This window comes from Nocardiopsis sp. CNR-923 (assembly GCF_001942255.1).
Taxonomy (GTDB): Bacteria; Actinomycetota; Actinomycetes; order Streptosporangiales; family Streptosporangiaceae; genus Nocardiopsis.
The window spans coordinates 49,846-70,353 of sequence record NZ_MKKC01000061.1 but is presented as its reverse complement, the minus strand read 5'-3'; the positions used below and the strand labels follow the sequence as shown (position 1 = coordinate 70,353).

Sequence of the window (20,508 nt, the reverse complement as noted above, 5' to 3'; positions counted from 1 at the left end):
CCGCGCGCGGGGAAACCGGGACCGCCGTGTGCCGGTCGTCTCATCCCCGCGAGACGAAACCCTCCCCGACTCTCGCCGCCAGGTTCAGGTAGGCGTCCCTGGTCGCCAGGGAGAGCTGGTCCAGGTCCACCTCCGCCCCCTCCTCCAGGTGGCCGTCCCACGGCACCCGCACGACCGCGCGGCACCGCCCGGCGAAGTGCTCTTCGAGCCGACCGAGGTCGACGCTGCTCCTGCTGTTGGACCGGACCATCGACAGCACGACGACGCGCCGCGGACGAGCTTCGCGTACCCGTGCGCCTCCAGCCAGTCGAGGGTGGCGCTCGCGCTGCGCGCCCCGTCCACGGACGCCGAGCTCACCAGCACCACCTGGTCGGCCAGTCCCAGCACCCCGCTCATCGCGGAGTGGAGCAGACCCGTGCCGCAGTCGGTGATGCAGATGGAGTAGAAGTGCTCGACGATCCGGGCGACCTCCCGGTAGTCGGCCTCGCTGAAGGCCTCCGACACCGCCGGGTCCCGGTCCGAGGCCAGGATCTCCAACCGGCTGGGCGCCTGGGAGGTGAACCCGCGGATGTCCGCGTAGCGCGACACCAGGTGGCGTTCGTTGAGCAGGTCGCGAATGGTGGCCGCGGTCTCCAGCCGCACCTTGTCCGAGAGGGTGCCCCGGTCGGGGTTGGCGTCCACGGCCAGCACGCGGTCTCCGCGCAGGGACGCCAGGGTGGCGCCGAGGGCGACCGAGGTGGTGGTCTTGCCGACCCCGCCCTTGAGGCTGAGGACCGCCACCCGGTGGTGCCCCGACGCGACCGGCGTGCACGCGCGGGCGACGAGTTCGCGCTGGCGCAGCACGCGCGGCGACTCCCCGGGGTTGACCAGGCCGAGGGTGGCGGTGTGCACGGCCCGTCGCCAGCCCCCGGTCGGTCCCTGGCGACGGTTGCGGACCAGTGTGGCGGCGCTGAGCGAGTCGGCGGTCTCACCGTTCTCCCCCGCGGACCGTGCTCCGCTGTCCGTGGCGGGCCGCCAGTCGGGCGAAGCGACCGCCGCCCGCGGACCGGTGAGGGAGGGCGGCGGCTCGGGGGCGGTCGGACGCCAGGGCGTGATGCCCCCGTCCGGGTCCGCACCCGCCACAAGCGTCCCCACCACGCCGGATGTCCCGGGGACTCCGAACGGCCCCGGTGGTTCCGGGGTCACCGGCGCGTCGGGGCGTTCGGCCTCCAGCGGCGGCAGTTGCTCGGGTTCGGGCACGTCGGGATCGGGCCGAAGCGACGCGGCGCCAGGGGATCGGGGGCGAGCCTGTCCGCGCGCCCTGGGCGGCCCGGACGCCGCGAGCGCTCACGCGGCGCGGGATGTTCCGTGCCGACGCTCTCGTCGCGTCCGCCGATTCCGCCTCCGGCTCCGGCTCCGCGGCCTCGGGAACCACGTCCTCGGGAACCACGTCCTCGGGAGCCCCGTCCTCGAAAGCCCCGTCCCCGGGCTCCACGGGTCCCGGCGCCTCCTCCGGCGCCGGGGTGTCCTCGGACAACCGGGCGTAGGGCGGCGGCGGTGGCGCCGCCCCCTCGAACTCCCCGAACCACTGCTCCCGGGGGGTGGGGGCGGCCGGGCCGGGAGCGGTCTCCCTGTCCGAACCGTTCTGTTCCTGGTGTGCCACCAGAGTTCTCCTCAAGAGGCGTCAAGGGGTGTGCTGAGAAGGAGGGGCCCACTGAACGTGACCGGGGCCGCCCCCGGTCCCACTCATACCCCTACTCGCCGAGCAAAGCATCCCGGTCACGGACGTGGACGCGCGGATCCCCGCGCTGTGGGCGCCCGTCTATGGGTACTGTCGGCCTCATGTACGCGATGCGCATCACCGAGCCCGGCGGCCCCAAGGTCCTGTCTTGGTCCGAGGTACCCGACCCGGTCGCCGGACCGGGCGAGGTCCTCGTCGACGTGGCCGCCAGCGCGGTCAACCGGGCCGACGTCGCCCAACGCAAGGGTGTCTATCCGCCGCCTCCCGGCGCCTCCGAGTACCCGGGCCTGGAGTGCTCGGGCACGGTGGCCGCGCTCGGCCCCGGGACCGAGGACTCCGGTTGGTCCGTGGGCGACACCGTGTGCGCTCTGCTGTCCGGCGGCGGCTACGCCGAACGCGTCGCCGTCCCCGTGGGCCAAGTCCTCCCCGTGCCGAAGGCGGTCGGCCTGGTGGAGGCCGCCGCGCTGCCCGAGGTCGCCGGCACCGTGTGGTCCAACCTCGTGATGGTCGGCGCTCCGGGCGGGGGAGACGCTCCTCGTGCACGGTGGCGGCAGCGGGATCGGCACCTTCGCCATCCAGTTCGCCCGCGCCCTGGCCGCCGGGTGGCGGTCACCGCGGGCAGCGAGGAGAAACTGCGCGCCTGCCGTGCCCTGGGGGCCGAGGTCACCGTGGACTACCGCACCGAGGACTTCGCCGAACGCGTGCGCGCCGAGGGCGGCGCCGACGTGATCCTCGACATCATGGGCGGCTCCTACCTGGACGCCAACCTGCGGTCGCTCAGGACCGACGGACGTTTGATCGTCATCGGTCTCATGGGCGGTCGCGGGGCGGAACTCGACCTCGGGCGCATGCTCGCCAAGCGCCTGTCGGTGCACGGGACCACGCTGCGCTCCCGACCCGCCGAGGCGAAGTCGGCCATCGTCACGGGAGTACGGGACGAGGTCTGGCCGTTGGTAGAGAAGGGCGCCGTCCGCCCCGTCATCGATCGCGCCATGCCGATGCGGAACGCGGCGGAGGCGCACCGCGTCATGGAATCGAGTGCGCACACGGGCAAGATCCTGCTCACCCTGTGACAGCCGACGACATCCCAAGGGGACTGATGACCAGCGCAGACAACAACGAGCAACCCCACGTCCTGGTGGTGGGCGCCGACTCCAGCGGTGAGGGCGACGACGGCCGCGAGGAGACCCGCACCCTCACTGACATGGTCGAACAGCCCGCCAAGGTGATGCGGATCGGCAGCATGATCCGCCAGCTCCTGGACGAGGTGAAGGCCGCTCCCCTCGACGAGGCCAGCAGGGCCCGGCTCAAGGAGATCCACACCTCCTCGATCAAGGAACTGGAGGACGGCCTGGCGCCCGAGCTCATCGACGAGCTGGAGCGCCTGACCCTTCCCTTCGCCGACGGCGCCGCCCCCAGCGACGCGGAGCTGCGGATCGCCCAGGCCCAGCTGGTGGGCTGGCTGGAGGGCCTGTTCCACGGGATCCAGACGACCCTCTTCGCCCAGCAGATGGCGGCCCGGGCCCAGCTGGAGAACATGCGCAAGGCGCTGCCGCCGGGAGTCTCCGGCCTCCAGGCGCGGCCGGACCGGGCGAGGACGGCCCGATGTCCGCGGGCGGCCCCTACCTGTAGCCCGCGCACGCACGAACGGAGCCCGAACGGACGTCGTTCGGGCTCCGTGCCGTGTGCGCGGTCGCGGTCCTACCGCTTCCTCGGGGCGACCACCGGCTCCAGGACGTCGCGGCCCAGGTAGGGGCGGAGCGCCTCGGGGACGGCGACCGAGCCGTCCTCGCGCTGGTGGTTCTCCAGGATCGCGACGATCCACCTCGTGGTCGCCAGCGTGCCGTTGAGCGTGGCGGCGAACCGCGGTTTGCCCTGGCCGTCGCGGAAACGCACGTTGAGCCGCCGCGACTGGAAGTCCGTGCAGTTCGACGTCGACGTGAGCTCGCGATAGGTCTCCTGGGTCGGGATCCACGCCTCGCAGTCGTACTTGCGCGCCGCGCTCGTGCCCAGGTCGCCCCCGGCGATGTCCACCACCCGGTAGGGCAGGTCGAGCTTGTCCAGCATCTCCCGCTCCCAGGCCAGCAGCCGCAGGTGTTCCTCGTCGGCCTGGTCCGGGTGCGTGTAGACGAACATCTCCACCTTGTTGAACTGGTGGACGCGGATGATGCCGCGAGTGTCCTTGCCGTAGGAGCCCGCCTCACGCCGGAAGCACGGCGACCACCCGATGTAGCGGTTCGGCAGGGCGTCGGCGGGCAGGATCTCCCCGGCGTGGTACCCGGCCAGCGGCACCTCGGAGGTGCCGACCAGGTACAGGTCGTCGTCGTCCAGGTGGTAGACCTCGTCGGAGTGCTCGCCGAGGAAGCCGGTTCCCTCCATGGTCTCGGGCTTGACCAGGACCGGCGGGATCATCGGGGTGAAGCCCGCCTGGACCGCCTGGTTCATCGCCATGTTGAGCAGCGCCAGCTCCAACTGGGCGCCCACGCCGGTGAGGAAGTAGAACCGCGCGCCGGAGACCTTGGCGCCGCGCTCCATGTCGACGGCGCCGAGCATCTCGCCCAGCTCCAGGTGGTCGCGCGGGGTGAAGTCGAAGCTTCGCGGCTCGCCCACGGTCTCCACGACCCGGAAGTCGTCCACGCCGCCCTCGGGGGCGTCCGGCTGGACGATGTTCGGCACGCGCGCGAGCACGGCGTCCAGTTCGTCGGCGAGTCGACCCGCCTCCGCCTCGGCCTCCTTGACCTCGGCGGCCAGCGACTTGGCCTGCCGCAGGAGCTCCTCGCGTTCCTCGGGGGAGGCCTTGGAGACGGACTTGCCCACGCTCTTCTGCTCGGCGCGCAGGGACTCGAACCGGGTGAGCGCCGATCGGCGACTGGCGTCGAGTTCGAGCAACCGGTCGGCGACGGAGGCGTCCTCCCCGCGGGCCCGCTGCGAGGCACGGAGTCGTTCGGGGTCTTCTCGGAGACGCGAAGGTCGATCACGTCTTGCAGGTTACCGCCCGACCCACCCGGCGCTGACACCTTTCCCGTGGTCGCGTCATGACTGGGAGTCACCGGCGTCCTCCTCCGTGACAGGGCCGACGCGTGCTCTCGCGACCGTCGGCGCACCGACTACGGGGAAGGAACGGCGTGAAGCCACTGAGTGAGATGACGACCGAGGAGCTCTGGGAGGCCCTCATCGCCCTGGACGCGTCCCGGCCCGAGGACACCGCGCTGCGGCTGGCCCTGCGCCTGGAGCTGCGCCGGGCCGCGGCGCGGGAGTGGCCGCCCGACGACGCGCCCACGCCCGGCTCCGCCGGGAGGGCCGGGTCGCAGGACGGCTAGGGCGTGTGCCGCGACAGCCCGTTGTCGCGGCACGCGGGCGTGCGTGGTGGATGCCGCCCGTCGCGGGCCCGTGCCGTGGGCGTCGGTCGCGGGCGGTGGATTGCGACGGGCGGCCCACCTCGGGGTACGTGTCCGCCGCGCACCCTGGGCAGGTCAGTCCACGTACCCCGCGCGGACGCGGGCCAGCCACCGCTCCGCCTCCACGAAGTCCGCGTCCGTGGTGGGCCGCGGCCGCAGCGGCGGATCGATCTCCGTGGCGCGCGCTGCGCGGGTAGCTGCCGAGGAAACGTACGTCGCGGCAGACGCGGCGGATGCCCATGAGGGCCTCGCCGACCCGCGCTCGGCCACGTGGCCCTCGGCGTCGATGCAGAAGCAGTAGTCGCCCAGGCCGTCGCCGGTGGGGCGGGACTCCAGCCGGGTCAGATTGACTCCCCGCACGGCGAACTGGTTGAGCAGTTCGATCAGCGCTCCGGGGTGGTCGTCGTCGATGAACGCGACCAGCGAGGTCAGGTCGGCTCCGGTGGGCTCGGGCAACGTGCCGGGCCGCGACAGGTAGATGAACCGCGTGGCGGCGTCGGCGCGGTCTCCGACCCCGGTGGCCAGCGCCTTCAGGCCGTAGTGCTCCCCCGCGATCACCGCGCAGATCGCGGCGTCGTAGGGCGCGCCGGGTTCGGACACCGCACGCGCGGCGGCAGCCGTGGAGGACACGGTGTGCGTGTCGGCGTCGGGCAGGCGCTGTGACAGCCATCCCCGGCACTGGGCCAGGGCGTGCGGGTGGGTCGCCACCCGTTTGACGTCCTCCATCACCGTCCCGGGCCGCGCGAACAGGGCGAAGTCGACCGGAACGGCGGTCTCCCCGGTGATGACCAGCGGGTCGCCGTTGATCAGTTCGGCGATGGTCGCGGTGACGCTGCCCTCGACCGAGTTCTCCAGCGGCACCACGCCGCCGTCGACCGCACCCGACCGGACCGCGTCGAAGACGGCGGCGACCCCCTCGCAGGGGACGCGGGCGCGTCGCGCGCACCGGGACGCAGGTCGCGCAGAGCGGCTTCGGTGAAGGTGCCCTCGGGGCCGAGGTAGGCGTAACGATGGGGCATGTTGTTCAGGCTATACGGCTGCGGCCACGTGCGCTCATGCCCCGGCTCCCGGCACGCCGGCCGGGCCGGGCACGGGCTCGCTCCCGGACCGTTCCACGGGCTCGTCGCACGCGTCGTCCACCCTGATCACGGTCACCGGGAGTTCCTCGGTGTCGGCGTCCACGGCCTCCTCGCCGCGCGCCCGCGCCGGACCCTCTCCGATGTCCGGGGCGGTGGCGGCGCCCGGCTCCCGGGGGCCGACCGGCGCGTCTTCGTCGGCCACGGCGTCGGGAGCGCCGACACCGTTGCCCAGACGGGCCGAGCGGATCACCCGGTACTCCTCAGGACTGAGCAGCGATTCGGCCTCGCCCCGGGTGACCTCCTTGGCGTAGGTCCGAGACTCGGTCCGCCCGTTGATCGAGGTGAGCACCACGCCGTCGCCCTCGCTGTTGAGCATCGCGAGTGAGAACGAGCGCGCGCCCGACATCTCCTCCAGGGCGTCGTAGTGGAGGACCGCGACGTCGCGGACGGCGCGCGGGTCGATGCCGGCGGCGCTGAGCGAGACCGCCCGGTCGGCCAACGCGCGGGCGTCGCCGCTGATCTCGCGCGTCCGGGCCAGCGCGTACCCGCCGAGGACGAACCCGCCCACACCCGCGAGCATGCCTATCGAAGTCAGGATCGAAGTGAACACAGCGCGAGCGTAGCGCTACGCAACGCACGGATGGGGTTACTCGCGGCGATTCGCACGAGTAATTTGCCCGACTTTTCGGGAAAGATCGCCCTTCGTGGAACGTGCCCGCACCCTGGCCCGATCCCACTGGCGCCGCACGGTCGGCCGGAACTCGCGCGCGGCCAGCGCCCTGACGACGTCCGCGAACTGCCGCGCCCGGTGCGCCTGCGCCCGCAGGTCGGTGCCGGTGGCCCGGTGTTCCAAAGGCACCTCCACCTCGACCACGCGCAACCCCGCCCGCAGCACGTCGATGGTCAGCCCGGTCTCCACACCGAAGCCGGGCGCCAGCGGCCTGGCGGACTCGAACGCCTCCCGTGTCAGGCACCGCTGGCCGTTGAGCGGCTGCTCGGGCTCCCACCCGGTGGCCCTGCGCACGCCCCCGCGCGCGAGCCGCACCACGAAGCCGTGGCCGCCCAGGCGCATCCGGGTGGCGGGGAACAGGGCGATCGTCATGTCGGCCCGGCCCGCCAGGACCGGGGCGGCCAGCGGTTCCGCCCCCTCGGCGGTCGCCCCCAGGTCGGCGTCGAGGAACAGGAGGTGGCGCGGGGGGCGGTCGGCCTCGGCGGCCTCGATCGCGAGGACCTCTTGGGCTCCGGTCTCCATGGCCGCGCCCTTGCCGCGGTTGCGCCCGTGCGCGAACACGCGGGCGCCCGCCTCGCGCGCGACGTCGGCGGTGCGGTCGGTCGACCCGTCGTCCACCACGACGACCAGGTCCACGCCCGGCAGCGCTCCGGCCGCACGGACGGTCGCGCCGATCCTGTCCGCCTCGTCCTTGGCGGCGATCACCACGGCGATCCCCGCGGGGTCGCCGGTCTGCCCCTGGCCCACGGTCGCCCGGCTACTTGACGGTGCCGGTCCCCGCCGCCACCGGCAGCGCGTCGAGCCCGGAGTGGATGGTGAAGACCTCGTGCAGCCCCGTGACCTCCAGAACCTTCATGACCGCCGCCTTGGGCGCCACGAGTTCCAGGTCTCCCCCCTTGTCGCGGGAGCGCTTCATCGCGGACAACAGCACGCTGATGCCGGTCGAGTCGCAGAACTCCGTCCGCGACATGTCGATGACCAACCGCCGTGCCCCGTCCTCCAGGGCCTCCAGGAGGCCGCTGCGCAACTGGGGTGCCGTGTACAGATCGATCTCACCGCCCACGGTGACCACCGCGACGCCATCCTGAGACCGGCTCGATATCTTCAACTCCACAGTCGTGACTGTAGCGTCCCGACCAGCCCCGGGCCACCTCGTTGACGGTGTTTCGCGACATCGGTCACGTTCCTCCGCGTCACGACGCGCCGATCCGCCACGCGGTCGCGCACGACCTCCTCAGAGCAGGGCGCCCCAGGCCGTGGCGCTCTCCCGCACGCGCGTGCGCACCTCGCCGACGTCGTACCGGGGGTGGTCCGCGCCGACCTCGACGCGGTGGCGATCGACCGCCACCAGACGTTTGGAGACGAGGTCCCCGGCCCCGATCTGCAGGACCGCCCAGACCGTGGTGGTGGTCGTGTCCATCTCGGTGCCCCACTGCCCGGCCAGAGTCTGCACGATGCCCAGGCCCCGACCCCCCAGACCGGACACGGACGGCCGCGCCACCCGCGGCATGGTGCTGGAGCCGCCGTCGCGGACCGCGATCTCGACCCAGCCGCCGGCGGGGGGCCGGTGGTCGACGCGCACCCGCCAGGAGACCCCGACCGTGTCCTCCGGATCCGGCAGCGGGGAGGCGTGTCGGAGGGCGTTGCTCACGAGTTCGCTGAGGATGAGCGAGGCGTCGTCGACGCGTTCGTCACCGATCTCCATGGCGCGCAGGTCGCTGCACAGCCGTTGACGCGCTCCGGTCACGCTCATCGGGGCGTAGGGAAGCGTGACGCTCCGCTCGACCCGGTACGGGAACGACCCGCCGTCGAGTGGTGTGTTGTCTCCTGACACAGCTTTCGTCCCTGCGCGTCGGTCCTTCGTCGGACGGTTCGGAACCCGCCCGAAGTGTGCCAGCGAATTCCACCAGGGGTGGAAATGCCCCGATCACCTCGGGTGGAAACCCACCCCGAGCTGAATCACGGGCGACGACTGGCGCCTCGGGGCACGGATCGCTGACGCGGCAGGCATTCTGGAGTTTGAGAGGTTTTTGCGATCTCTTGTGGCTCACGGTGTTGATGCGGATGCTCACCCTCGCGCACGCGCACGGTGAACCTCATCCGTGTTCCCCGCTCCCGCCGTTGCGCGGTGACGTCCCCACCCTGCGCCCGCGCCAACTGGCGGACGATGTACAGCCCCAGGCCGAGTCCGCCGATCCTCCTGCGGTCGCCCCGCGCGCCCGCACGCACGAACCGCCCGAAGACGCGTTCCTCGTCCCCCGGGACCAGGCCCAGCCCCTCGTCGTCCACGACGACCACCGCCTCACCGTCCTCCACCCGGGCGCTGACGTGGATCGCACCGCCCTCCGGGGAGAACTTGATCGCGTTGTCCAGGAGCTGGTCCATGATCATGCCCGTGGCCAGCGGATCCCCGACGGCCGTCGGGAGGTCGTCGTCGGCCGTCAGGACCACGTCGTGCCGCTCCGAAAGGGGACGGAAGGCCCGCACCGACCGCCGCAGGAGTTCGCCCAGGTCGAAGGCGACCCGGTCGACGTTGAGCTCGCCCCGCGACACGTCCGACCCGAGGCGGAGCCGCTCCACGAGCGTGGCCAGGGTCGCCGACCGGTCGGCGATCGTGCTGACGGCCTCGCGCTGGGACCGCGGGCTCAACCGCGACCACTTGCGCACCAGCGTGGTGGCGAAGCGTGGATGACCGTGATCGGCGTGCGCAGCTCGTGCCCGGTCGTGGCCAGGAAGAACTCCTGCTCCTCCTCCATCGCCCGCTGCGCGGTGATGTCGCGAAAGTCCACCACCCACTCATGGGTGCGCGGGATGCGCGCCATGAGGATCTCCAGCCAGCGGCCGTCCTTGAGCTTGTGCTTGATCGGCTCGCCGTGCGCCACGGGCAGGGGGAAGGGCGGGTGCCGTCCCTCCACGCGCTCCGCCGGGTAACCGGTGAGCTCCACCGCCGACCGGTTCCACTTGCGCACCCGGCCGCCGAAGTCCAGGACCGCGATCCCGTCCGCGCTGGAGTCCGCGACGACCTGCTCGTGCACGCGCTGGAGGTTGAGCTCCTCGTAGGCCATCGCGTTGCCGATGGCCACGCCCGCGTGCGCGGCGAGCAGCTCCAACAGCTCCAGCTCCACGTGCCCGACCTTGCGCTCGCTGTAGAGGGCGTACAGGGCGCCGTAGGGACGGCCGTGCACGTTGGACACGCACAGGGCGATGGTGTGCAGTCCCGGCAGATCAGCCCAGACCAGGTCCTGCAGACCGCGTGTGTCCTCGTTGGCCAACAGGACCGACTTGCCGCTCCGGAGCAGCTCCCCGAACAGGCTCGTCTCCAGCGGCGCGCTGAAACCCTGGAGGCGGTCGGACAGGTCGGTGAGGCTGACCAGCTCCACACGGTCCTCGTTGAGCAGCACGAACCCGCCCGCGTCGGCTCCGGTCAGCTCGGTGATGCTGCGGGAGATACGGTCCAGCACCGACTTGAGGCTGAGGTCGGCGTTGATGTCGACCACCACGTCGGTGAGCCTGCGCACGAGGCGGGCCCGTTCCATGGCCGCCGCCTGCACCTGCGCCTCGTTCTCGCACGGCTGGAAGGTCAGCACCCACCCCTGGGCGCCGTCGTCGGGGCCGAGCACGCAACTGGTGCTCGCCCGCACGTCGATGACCGTGCCGTCGCTGCGCACGCGACGCGTGACGATCGACAGGGGCGTGCCCGAACGGACCTGCTCAAGCACCGCGCCGAACTCCGAGCCAAGCTCCACGGGGACGAAGGGCGGTTCTCGGCCGACGACCTCCCGCGCCGCCCAGCCGAACATGCGCTCCGCCGCCGGATTCCACACGGTGACGCGACGCTCACCGTCGACAGCGACCACCGCGTCCGCTGACGCGGCCAGCACGGTTTCAGCGCTGAGGAGCGCGCGATCGGAGCTCACCACGTCATAGTGCCACCCGGGAGCGCCCCCGTGGCGGAGCTTCGCGCAATCCGGCGAAAATCGGCGGCGGACCGCTCAGATCACCGTGGGCTCGGCTTCGGACTCGGCCGCCATCTCCCGGCCGGCGTGCTCCCAGGCCCTCATCCCACCGGCCACGTTGACCGTTTCCCAGCCCGCCTGGTTGAGGGCCATGACGGCCTGGGCCGAGCGGCCGCCCACCCGGCACACGACGTAGACCCTCCGGTCCCGGGGGATCTCCCCCGCGCGCTCGCCAAGCTGCCCGAGCGGAATGTGCACCGCGCCCGGAGCGTGCCCCGAGCGCCACTCGTCGTCCTCCCGGACGTCGAGCAGGTAGGCGTCCTCGGGCACCTCCGTGACGACCGTCTCCGGAACCTCGTGTCCGAACATGACCATGACCCCCTGTTCGTGTGCCGTGGGAAGGAAGAGAATGAGAGTCGAGGAGGAGATCGTGTCCACCCCGGAACCGCGCGTACACGCGGCGCGTCAAAGACGTATGGCTCAGTACCCCTCGGTGACGGCCCTGCCGACACGACTCGCCGCGCTCGCAGCCCTTGGCCTGCTTCTTATCACGGCCTGCGGCAACGAGCCCGACGAGGCGAGCACGGTCGCACCCGACTCCTCCAGTCCCTCCGTACCCGACGACGCCTCCCCGGACGACACGGGCGACCAGTCCCGTTCCTCCAACCAGGGGGCCGCGGTCTCCCTGGTGATCGAACGCACACTGGGCTACGACCAGTCGCTGCCCCCCGAAACCGGCTACGAGGAGGGCACGTGGACGCTCACGTGCTCGCCCGTGGGCGGTGACCACCCCGACCCCGAGGCCGCGTGCGCAGAGATCGAGGAGGTCGGCGCCGAGCCGTTCCTCCTCGACACCACCGACATGACGTGCACGATGCAGATGGGCGGCCCCGAGGTCGTCTACGTCACCGGGCGCATCGACGGAACCGAGATCGACACCGAGTTCAACAAGGTCGGCGGCTGCGAGATCGACCGCTTCGAGACCGTCAGCACCGTGATCACCCCGTAGCCCACCGCGCACGGGCCCGCGCGCCGCGGCGGGCGGGCCGGGGGAGGGGGCCGGTCGCCGGTGACCGGTTTCCTTCCCCGTCTGCCGGACCGTCCCGGCCCGGCCACGGTCGTCTCCCGCCCGCGGGCCCTTCCAGTCGGGCGGTCCGCCCGCTCAGGCGGAGTACGGGGTGTCCCAGAAGGCCACCTCATGCCGCATCCCCTCCAGGAAGAGGCGCTCGGCGCGCTCGGGGTCGGGCCCGGCCTCCTCCAACCTGCGGCCGTAGCGCTCGGTCAGCCGCGTGAACCCGGGGTCGGCGTAGGTGTCGACCCAGCGCGCGTACCTCGGCTCGCTGGGGCGGGACTTCGCCAGTTCCAGTCCCAACTGGTTGTAGCCCCACATGCACGGGTACACGGCGGCGAGCCCGTCCCGGTAGTCGGCGGCGGCGTCCAGCAGCCACCCGGTGTAGGACGCGCAGGCGGGACCCTTCTCCTTCGTGGTCATGTCGGCGCCGAAGTCTCCCGACAGCGAGCGGTGCAGTTCCAGTTCCTCGTTCAGCGTGCTGTGCGCGATCCCCACCAGGTCGGCGAGGTGGTCGTCCGGCGCCTGCCACGCCAGGCGCGAGAAGGCGCGCGCGTAGTCCAACAGGTACAGGTGGTCCTGCTCCAGCCAGTAGCGGAACGCGCGCTCGTCGAGGTCGCCCCGAGCGATCCCGGCGACCGTGGGGTGGGCCAGCTGCTCGTCGACCAGGGGGCGCCCGATCTCGTGGAGTCGTTCGATGATGCTCACGACCGCAGTGTGCCACCCCGCCCCGCGGCCGGCCCGCGCAGGTCCCCGGGCGCAAAAGAGACCCGGTGGAGACCGCAGAGCGATCCCCACCGGGTATGTTGTGGGCGAGGAGGGATTTGAACCCTCACATCCTTTCGGACACACGGACCTGAACCGTGCGCGTCTACCGTTCCGCCACCCGCCCGAGTGACCTTTGTTCCGTTTTATGGCCAGGTGGTTTCGGTCATTTCGGACCGATCCGCCTGGCGACATGGACAAGGCTAGCACGGTCTGAACGCGACTCGCACACGCTTTGTCCGCCGTGACCGGGGCCGCGCGGGGGCTCCCGCCAGCGCACGGGGGGTGCACCTGAATCCGGGGGCGCCCCAGCCCGGTTACGATCGTCTACACATACGGAGTGGAGTACAAGGGAGGTACCTCGTGGGAGTGCTCCAACGCTTCGAACGCAGGCTTGAGGGCATGATCGAAGGCACCTTCGCGATGGCCTTCAAGTCCGAGCTCCAACCTGTCGAGGTGGCGAGCGCCGTTCAGCGGGAGATGGACGAACGAGCCGCGATCGTCGCTCAGGGACGCACGCTCGTCCCGAACGACTTCATCGTCGAACTCGCGGCCAGCGACAAGGAGCGGCTGGAGGTCTACGCCGACAGCCTCGGACAGGAGCTGGCCAAACTCGCCCGCGACTACGCGACGGAGCAGGGTTACTCCTTCGTCGGCCCGGTCCGCGTCCATTTCCGGCCGGAGGAGGGCCTCAAGACCGGACGCTTCCGCATCCGGTCCGGTGTCGTCCGCGGCACCATGGTCGGCAAGGACGGCGAGGTCCGTCAACCGGTCGGTGACCCGGGCGGTGTCCACGGCGAGCGCCAGGCCGGACGTCCGCGCCTGCTCATCTCCCCCGGTGGAGCGGCGACCGAGGGCACCATCGCCAGCCACGGCCAGCAGCAGTCCTTCGAGCTGACCACCCCCGTGACGCTCCTGGGCCGCGGGACCGACTGCGACCTGCGGCTCGTGGACAACGGGGTGTCCCGGCACCACGTGGAGATCCGGTTGGACGGCGACGAGGCGATCCTCGTCGACAAGGGCTCCACCAACGGGACGTTCGTCAACGGCCAGCAGGTCAGGCAGGCCCGTCTGGTGGACGGCAGCCGGATCAGCCTCGGACGCACCACCATGACGTTCCGGCGAGACTGACCGTCCGGTACCGGGTGTTCGACCGATCAGACGCGGCGGGACCGCAACCAACCCCGTTCCACCGACGTCTGACTGGTCGAAATCCGGTGGCGGACGATTGTGGTACCGCTGTCGGATATGTGTCCGGGACGGTAGTCTCCGCGAAGACCTGACCGTTCGGGCAGACTGGCCGCGACTGCGGAGCCGCGGACCAGCGACCACGACAACTCACCGACCCGAAGGTGGGGCAGACTCGGTGGCGGCGCCGACGACCGTCACCCCGGCCGGAGCACGACAGGGGCTGAAGAGCGGTTCGATGTCCAACTTGACCCTCATACTGATCAAGATCGCGTACCTGGCGGTGCTCTGGCTGTTCGTCCTCATGGCGGTCGGGGTCATCAGCACCGACCTCTTCGGCCCGTCGAAGAGGAAGACCAGGAAGAAGCGCCCCCGACCCCAGCCGCGCCCCGCCTCGCACGGGGGTCAGCCGAAGCAGACCGCCCCGGCCCGGCAGCAGCGTCCGCAGCGCCAGCGCCGCAACGAGCCCACGATCCTCGCCGTGACACAGGCTCCCTCGCCGGGACCACCGTCGACCTGTCCGCCCAGCCGATCCTCATCGGCCGGGCGCCCGACTCGACACTGGTCATCACCGACGACTACGCCTCGGGGCGCCACGCCCGCGTCTACTCCGAGGGCGGCCGCTGGTTCGTAGAGGACCTCAATTCCACCAACGGCACCTATCTCGGTCAGCAGAAGCTGAACCGCCCCCAGCCCATCACGGTGGGACAGCCCATCCGTATCGGCAAGACCGTCCTGGAACTGCGCAAATGACAATCGCTCTCCGATACGCGGCGTACTCCGACGTTGGATGCCTCCGCGAAGGCAACGAAGACTCCGGCTACGCCGGCCAGCACCTCCTCGCGGTGGCCGACGGCATGGGCGGCTACGCGGGCGGCGAGGTGGCCAGCTCGATCGCGATCTCCACGATCCGCCGCCTCGACACCGAGTCCCCCGCCGCGGAGGAGATGGCCGAGTCCCTCCAGCGCGCGGTGGAGCAGGCGAACGCCTCCCTGTCCCGTCGGATCATGGCGGAGCCCCAACTGGAGAACATGGGCACGACCCTGACCGCCATGCTGTGGTCGGGGGCCCGCGTCGCGCTCATCCACATCGGAGACTCGCGCGCCTATCTGCTGCGTGGTCCCCGGTTCGAGCAGATCACCCACGACCACACCCTGGTGCAGACCCTCGTCGACGAGGGCAAGATCACCGAGGAAGAGGTCGCCACCCACCCGCAGCGCTCGCTGATCCTGCGGGCGCTGGACGGCAAGAGCCCGGTCGACCCGGACATCTCCATCAGCGAGGCCAAGCCCGGCGACCGATACCTCCTGTGCTCGGACGGGCTGTCCGGAGTGGTCACCAAGAAGACCATCCACGAGACGCTCGCGACCGAGACCGACCCCAGCGCGGCCGCCAAGAAGCTCATCGATCTGGCGATCCGCGGCGGCGGCCCGGACAACATCACCGCCGTCATCGCCGACGTCATCCAGACCGAGACCGACCGCGAGGGTCCCACGACCCGGCCGAAGCTGGTCGCGCGGCCGACCAGCGCGCCGAGGCCGACGAGCAGGCGGGCGACACCCCCGCCAGACGGGCGCAGGAACTGCGCGGATCGGCCGGGGACACCGCCGAGATGGACCGGGTGGACGACGTTCCCGCACCCGCCCAGTCCGCGTCCTTCGACGAGCCCTACGACGACTTCGACCGCCGCCGCCCGCGCGGACGAGCGGCGCGGGAGCGGGAGAGCGAGTACCGCCCCCGCCGATGGTGGCCGATGGTGCTGGTCTTCGTCGTCATCGTCGGGCTCGTGGCGGGCGCCGCCTACTACTTCGGCCGCCAGTACGTCGACAGCCAGTTCTACGTCGGCCCCTCCGCCTCCGGGGACACCGTGAGCATCTACCAGGGCATCGACACCGACATCGCGGGCTTCAGCCTGTCGGAGGAGGTCGAGCCCTCGCGAATCCGCATGGACGACCTGACCGAGGGCGACCGCTCGGCGGTGGAGAACACCATCCCGGTGGAGAGCCTGGAGGAGGCCAGGAACCGGATCACGGTGCTGAGCGAGAGCATCGCCGAGGCCGCGTCGGCCGCGTCCGACCCGGACGCGCGCGACAGCGGGTCGGACGCGACCGACGCGGGAACGCGGACCACCGAGGACGCCACGACCGGGGACTCCCCCGCGAACCCGGCCGTCCCGACCACCGAGACCCAGGAATCGGGGTGACCTTTGAGCACCGCCACCGCTGAGGCGCCCACCGCGCTCCCCCCGATCAAGCGGCGCAACGCCGAACTGGTCCTCGTCGCGGTCGCCATCGCCATCACCATGGTCGGCATCGCCGTCGCCGGCCTGAACCTGAACGGACGCGTCCCGTCCGCGATGTGGACCGTCGGACTGACCTTCGGCGTCCTGTCCATCGCGGCCCACGTCGCCATGCGGTTCTTCGCCCCCTACGCGGACCCGCTCATCCTCCCCTGCACCCTCTTCCTCAACGGGGTCGGGGTCGCGATGATCTGGCGGCTGGACGCGATCGGGGCCGAGGACATCGAGCGCGCCGGCGCGGGCATGCAGCTCGTCTGGTCCGGGGTCGGGCTGGTCTGCTGCTTCCTGATCATCATCTTCCTGAAGAACCCCAGGGTCCTTCAGCGCTACACCTACATCAGCGGCCTGGTCGCCATCTTCCTGCTCCTGCTGCCCGTGATCCCCGGTCTGGGCGTGTCGGTGTACGGCGCCCGGCTCTGGATCGGCATCGGGCCGTTCACCATGCAGCCCTCCGAGTTCGCCAAGATCGCGCTGGTCATCTTCCTGGCCTCGTACCTGATGAACAAGCGGCAGGTCCTGGCGATCGTCGGCAAGCCGATCAAGGTCGGCCGATTCAAGATCATCGACCTGCCCCGCGGCCGCGACCTGGCCCCGATCCTCGTCGGCTGGGTCCTGGCCATCGGCGTCCTGGTGCTCCTGCGCGACCTGGGCACCTCCCTGCTGCTCTTCGGCACCTTCCTGGCCATGCTCTACGTCGCCACCCAGCGCTCCTCGTGGGTCGTCATCGGCCTGGCCATGTTCATGGCCGGCGCCAGCCTCGCCTACCTGCTCTTCTGGCACGTCCAGGCCCGCGTGAACATCTGGATGAACGCGTTCGAGCAGGACGTCTACAACGAGGTCGGCGGTAGCCAGCAGCTGGTCCAGGGACTGGTCGGCATGGGTTACGGCGGGCTCTTCGGCACCGGCATCGGCGGCGGCGAGGCGCACACGATCTTCGCGGCGGACAGCGACTTCATCCTCGCCTCACTCGGGGAGGAGATCGGACTGACCGGCCTGCTCAGCGTGCTGATCGTGCTGTTCCTCCTGGTCGAGCGCGGCATGCGCGTCGCGCTGGCCTCCACCATCCCGTTCGACAAGCTACTGACCAGCGGCATCGCCTTCGTCCTCGCCTACCAGGTCTTCATCGTCCTGGGCGGGCTGACCAGGGTCATCCCGCTGACCGGTTCCACCACACCGTTCATGGCGTCCGGCGGTTCGGCCCTCATGGCGAGCTGGATCATGATGGGCATCCTGTTGCGGATCAGCGACAACGCCCGCCGTCCCGCCCCGCAAGCGATCCAGGACGAGGGCGCGACCCAGGTGATCAGACGATGAACACACCGATCCGCCGACTCAGCGTCTTCACGATGGCGCTGTTCGCGGTCCTGATGCTGAACCTGACCTGGATCCAGGGGTTCCGCGCCGACGCGCTGATCGAGGACCCGCTCAACACCCGCCAGTACAGCGAACACCTCAGCCGACCGCGCGGGCCGATCGAGATCGCGGGAGAGAGCGTCGCCTTCTCGGAGAACGTCGCCGAGGAGAGCGGCAGCCCGCTGTACCAGCGCCAGTACACCGGCGGCGAGATGTACACGCCGGTCACCGGCGTCCTCAGCGTGTACAGCACCACCGGCATCGAGAGCGCCGAGAACTCGCTCCTCGACGGAACCGACGACCGGCTCGCCGTGCGCAACTTCCGCGACATCATCACCGGCCGCGAGCCCGAGGGCGCGCGGGTCGGACTGACGCTCGACCCCGAGGTGCAGGAGGCCGGGTTCGACGGCTTCCGCGACGGCGGCTTCCAGGGGGCCGCGGTGGCGCTCGACCCGAACACCGGGGCGATCCTCGGCGCCGTCTCGGCCCCGAGCTACGACGCCAACGACGTCGCCAGCGTCACCGACCGGGACACCGCGGTGAACAACTTCGTGGAGTTGGAGCAGGACCCGGACCAGCCCCTGCTCAACCGGGCCTTCAACGAGCTCTACCCCCCGGGCTCCACGTTCAAGGTCGTGACCGCCGCCGCCGCGATCGAGAGTCTGGGCGCCACACCCGAGTCCACGATCGACGCTCCGGACCTCCTGGACTTCGCGAACGGCCCCGTACTGCCCAACGCCACCCCCGGAGGCACGTGCAACGGCGGCCAGCCGGACACCCTGGCGCACTCGATCCAGATCTCCTGCAACACGTCCATGGCCAACTGGGCGATGGAGATGGGCGGGCAGGCACTGTCCGACCAGGCCAGCGCGTTCGGCTTCAACCCGCCCGAGGGCGAGGAGCTCCAGGTTCCGCTGAGCGTCGAGCCGAGCCTGGCCCCGGTCGAGACCGACGACAGCATCCTCGGCCGCGCCGGCATCGGCCAGTCCAACGTCCAGGCCACGCCGCTCCAGATGGCCATGGTCGCCGCCGGTGTGGCCAACGGCGGCGAGATCATGCGCCCCTACCTCGTCGACTCGGTGCTGGACTCGGACATGTCCGTGGTCACCGAGACCCAGCCGGAGACGTTCTCGCAGGCGGTCAGCGCGAGCACCGCCGAGGACCTCACCGACATGATGGTCCTGGTCACCACGGCTCCGGAGGGCTCCGGAACCGGCGGAGCGATCTCCGGCACGGAGGTCGCGGGCAAGACCGGCACCGCCGAGACCGGCGGCGACCAGGCCACGCACAACTGGTTCATCGGTTTCGCGCCGGCGGACGACCCCGAGATCGCGGTCGCGGTCGTCATCGAGCACGGTGGCGGCAGCGGCGGCACCCTCGCGGCGCCGATCGCACGCGCCATGATGGAGGCAGTGGTGCTCGAGTGAGCGCCTACGAGCCCCCGAAGGATCCCGGTGGGCTCACCGGGACCGTTCTGAGCTCCCGTTACCGCCTGGAGGAACAGGTGGGCTCCGGCGGTATGGGCGCCGTCTGGAAGGCGACGGACACACTGCTGAACCGGCCGGTGGCCGTGAAGCTCCTGCACCCGTCGCAGATGGCGGAACCGACGGCCCGCCAACGGTTCCGCACCGAAGGGCGGATCGCCGCGGGCCTGTCCCACCCGGGCATCGCCCAGGTCTACGACTACGGTGAGGAGGACGGCCGCGCCTTCCTCATCATGGAGCTCGTGGTCGGGGTGTCCCTCTCCCAGGTGGTACGGGAGGAGGGGCGTCTGACCCCGGACCGTACCCTCGACTTCGTGTGCCAGTCCGCTCAGGCCCTGGCCGCCGCGCACGCGCGCGGCGTGGTCCACCGCGACATCAAGCCGGGCAACCTTCTGGTCACCGGTGACGGCCAGATCAAGCTCACCGACTTCGGCATCGCCCGCGGCGACATGTCGGTGACGCTCACCCAGACCGGGATGGTCATGGGCACCGCGCAGTACATCTCACCCGAACAGGCCTCCGGACGCCCCGCGAGCGCGGCGTCCGACCTGTACGCGCTCGGGGTGGTGGCGTACGAGTGCCTGGCCGGTCAGCCGCCCTTCACGGGCGACAACCCCGTCGCGCTCGCCCTGGCCCACACCCGCGACGAGCCACCCGAACTGCCGACGACATCCCGGCCGACATCGACGACCTCGTCTCGGTGCTCCTGCTGAAGGACCCCGAGGAGCGCCCGGCCTCGGCGAGCGAGGTGGCGCACATGGCCGCCGTCATCCGGTCGAACGCCGGGACCGGCCCACCCACACCCTCCGCCGGGTTCGGCTCGGTCACCCGGACGGCAGTGGTCGGCGCGGTGCAGGACACCGGGAGCGGCCCCCTCCGTTGGCGAACCGCCGACCAGCCGACCGTAACCCCTGGTGAACCTGGGGACTCGGCTAGGCTGTCGGAAGCGTCCCAGCGGCGGATCAGGCTCCCCGTCGTCCTCGCCCTGGTCGTTGCGGCGCTCCTCGTCGCGGCCGCCGTGGTGGCCGGTTTCCTGTACGGCGGTCCGCCCGAGGCCGACCCCGTACGCGAGACCGTCGATCCTCCGGCCTCGTCGGAGTCGCCCGTCTCCGTCCCCTCGGAGGGCGCGATCGAGGGCGACGGAACGCAGGAGCGGCCCGTGGACGAGCAGCCCGACAGCGGATGGACCAACCAGCCGGAGGAGGCCACACAGGAGGAGTACCCGGCACCGGAGGACGACGAGCACGACGACGGGGAGACCCGTGAACCGACCGTCCCCGAGGAGGGCGAGACACCCGCCGACGAGGACGAGGAACCCGTCGACGACGGGGGCACGACACCGGAAGACCCCGTGGACGAGGACCCCGGAACCCCGCCCGACGGCACTGACACATGATGAGGTAATGAGCGAACGACGCTCAGGGTAGGCGGCGGCCCGCGGGCGGCCGCCGGAAGACACGAGGATTA

11 protein-coding genes, 1 tRNA gene and 9 pseudogenes are annotated in these 20,508 nt (G+C 71.2%); 10 read left to right on the top strand and 11 right to left on the bottom strand.

Annotation, left to right across the window (positions count from 1 at the left end; genetic code table 11):
* Positions 1 to 40: 40 nt before the first annotated feature.
* A pseudogene (locus tag BJF83_RS30330) lies at positions 41 to 1,642 on the bottom strand (AAA family ATPase).
* 179 nt (positions 1,643 to 1,821) lie between these two features.
* Here BJF83_RS30330 and BJF83_RS04700 point away from each other — a divergent pair.
* Positions 1,822 to 2,793, top strand: a pseudogene (locus BJF83_RS04700) (NAD(P)H-quinone oxidoreductase).
* A gap of 26 nt (positions 2,794 to 2,819) precedes the next feature.
* Positions 2,820 to 3,352, top strand: a pseudogene (locus tag BJF83_RS28475) (bacterial proteasome activator family protein).
* Between the two features lie 69 nt (positions 3,353 to 3,421).
* Here BJF83_RS28475 and serS read toward each other — a convergent pair.
* Positions 3,422 to 4,698 (bottom strand): annotated as a pseudogene (gene serS / locus BJF83_RS04690) (serine--tRNA ligase).
* Positions 4,699 to 4,845: 147 nt separating this feature from the next.
* Between serS and BJF83_RS04685 the strand changes: the two are divergent.
* Positions 4,846 to 5,040 carry a hypothetical protein gene (locus BJF83_RS04685; protein WP_075925313.1) on the top strand — a complete coding sequence of 65 codons (195 nt, stop codon included), beginning with the start codon at positions 4,846 to 4,848 and terminating at the stop codon, positions 5,038 to 5,040.
* A gap of 153 nt (positions 5,041 to 5,193) precedes the next feature.
* Here BJF83_RS04685 and pheA read toward each other — a convergent pair.
* From pheA to BJF83_RS04650, 7 genes and pseudogenes are all read right to left on the bottom strand, one after another.
* Positions 5,194 to 6,137: pseudogene (gene pheA / locus BJF83_RS04680) on the bottom strand (prephenate dehydratase).
* Between the two features lie 34 nt (positions 6,138 to 6,171).
* Positions 6,172 to 6,807, bottom strand: coding sequence for a DUF4446 family protein (locus BJF83_RS04675; protein ID WP_262391318.1), 636 nt, complete (start codon positions 6,805 to 6,807; stop codon positions 6,172 to 6,174).
* A gap of 36 nt (positions 6,808 to 6,843) precedes the next feature.
* Positions 6,844 to 7,674, bottom strand: a complete 831-nt coding sequence (locus BJF83_RS04670; protein WP_075925311.1) for a glycosyltransferase — start codon at positions 7,672 to 7,674, stop codon at positions 6,844 to 6,846.
* Positions 7,675 to 7,684: 10 nt separating this feature from the next.
* Positions 7,685 to 8,041: an STAS domain-containing protein gene (locus BJF83_RS04665; protein WP_187347085.1), complete on the bottom strand. Its 357-nt coding sequence runs from the start codon at positions 8,039 to 8,041 to the stop codon at positions 7,685 to 7,687.
* Between the two features lie 120 nt (positions 8,042 to 8,161).
* Positions 8,162 to 8,761 (bottom strand): ATP-binding protein, encoded by a 600-nt coding sequence (locus tag BJF83_RS04660; protein ID WP_075925310.1) that lies wholly within the window; start codon positions 8,759 to 8,761, stop codon positions 8,162 to 8,164.
* 125 nt (positions 8,762 to 8,886) lie between these two features.
* Positions 8,887 to 10,844: pseudogene (locus BJF83_RS04655) on the bottom strand (PAS domain S-box protein).
* A 75-nt stretch (positions 10,845 to 10,919) separates the two neighbouring features.
* Complete coding sequence (locus tag BJF83_RS04650; RefSeq protein ID WP_075925331.1) at positions 10,920 to 11,252, bottom strand: rhodanese-like domain-containing protein; 333 nt, start codon at positions 11,250 to 11,252, stop codon at positions 10,920 to 10,922.
* A 106-nt stretch (positions 11,253 to 11,358) separates the two neighbouring features.
* On the opposite strand from BJF83_RS04650, the gene BJF83_RS04645 reads away from it, so the two are divergent.
* Complete coding sequence (locus tag BJF83_RS04645) at positions 11,359 to 11,892, top strand: SSI family serine proteinase inhibitor (RefSeq protein WP_075925309.1); 534 nt, start codon at positions 11,359 to 11,361, stop codon at positions 11,890 to 11,892.
* 153 nt (positions 11,893 to 12,045) lie between these two features.
* On the opposite strand, the gene BJF83_RS04640 is transcribed toward BJF83_RS04645, so the two are convergent.
* Positions 12,046 to 12,660 carry a TenA family protein gene (locus tag BJF83_RS04640; protein WP_075925308.1) on the bottom strand — a complete coding sequence of 205 codons (615 nt, stop codon included), beginning with the start codon at positions 12,658 to 12,660 and terminating at the stop codon, positions 12,046 to 12,048.
* Between the two features lie 101 nt (positions 12,661 to 12,761).
* Positions 12,762 to 12,844, bottom strand: a tRNA-Leu gene (locus BJF83_RS04635).
* A 242-nt stretch (positions 12,845 to 13,086) separates the two neighbouring features.
* Between BJF83_RS04635 and BJF83_RS04630 the strand changes: the two genes are divergently transcribed.
* The 6 genes and pseudogenes from BJF83_RS04630 to BJF83_RS04605 all read left to right on the top strand — a co-directional run bounded on the left by BJF83_RS04630 (position 13,087) and on the right by BJF83_RS04605 (position 20,437).
* The gene (locus BJF83_RS04630; protein WP_075925307.1) at positions 13,087 to 13,848 is read left to right on the top strand and encodes a DUF3662 and FHA domain-containing protein; all 762 of its coding nucleotides are present in this window, start codon (positions 13,087 to 13,089) and stop codon (positions 13,846 to 13,848) included.
* Between the two features lie 295 nt (positions 13,849 to 14,143).
* Positions 14,144 to 14,658: pseudogene (locus BJF83_RS04625) on the top strand (FHA domain-containing protein).
* Positions 14,655 to 16,108, top strand: a pseudogene (locus tag BJF83_RS04620) (Stp1/IreP family PP2C-type Ser/Thr phosphatase). Before BJF83_RS04625 ends, BJF83_RS04620 begins: the two co-directional pseudogenes overlap by 4 nt.
* A 3-nt stretch (positions 16,109 to 16,111) precedes the next feature.
* Positions 16,112 to 17,518: an FtsW/RodA/SpoVE family cell cycle protein gene (locus BJF83_RS04615; RefSeq protein ID WP_075925306.1), complete on the top strand. Its 1,407-nt coding sequence runs from the start codon at positions 16,112 to 16,114 to the stop codon at positions 17,516 to 17,518.
* On the top strand, positions 17,515 to 18,984 hold the full coding sequence (locus BJF83_RS04610) for a penicillin-binding protein 2 (RefSeq protein ID WP_075925305.1): 1,470 nt from the start codon (positions 17,515 to 17,517) through the stop codon (positions 18,982 to 18,984). Before BJF83_RS04615 ends, BJF83_RS04610 begins: the two co-directional genes overlap by 4 nt.
* Positions 18,981 to 20,437 (top strand): annotated as a pseudogene (locus BJF83_RS04605) (protein kinase). Before BJF83_RS04610 ends, BJF83_RS04605 begins: the two are co-directional and overlap by 4 nt.
* Positions 20,438 to 20,508 lie beyond the last annotated feature (71 nt).

Bases quoted from the DNA above. Each gene is read 5' to 3' on its own strand.
- BJF83_RS04610 (WP_075925305.1), top strand. From the start codon at position 17,515: ATGAACACACCGATCCGCCGACTCAGCGTCTTCACGATGGCGCTGTTC.
- BJF83_RS04650 (WP_075925331.1), bottom strand. From the start codon at position 11,252: ATGTTCGGACACGAGGTTCCGGAGACGGTCGTCACGGAGGTGCCCGAG.
- BJF83_RS04645 (WP_075925309.1), top strand. From the start codon at position 11,359: ATGGCTCAGTACCCCTCGGTGACGGCCCTGCCGACACGACTCGCCGCG.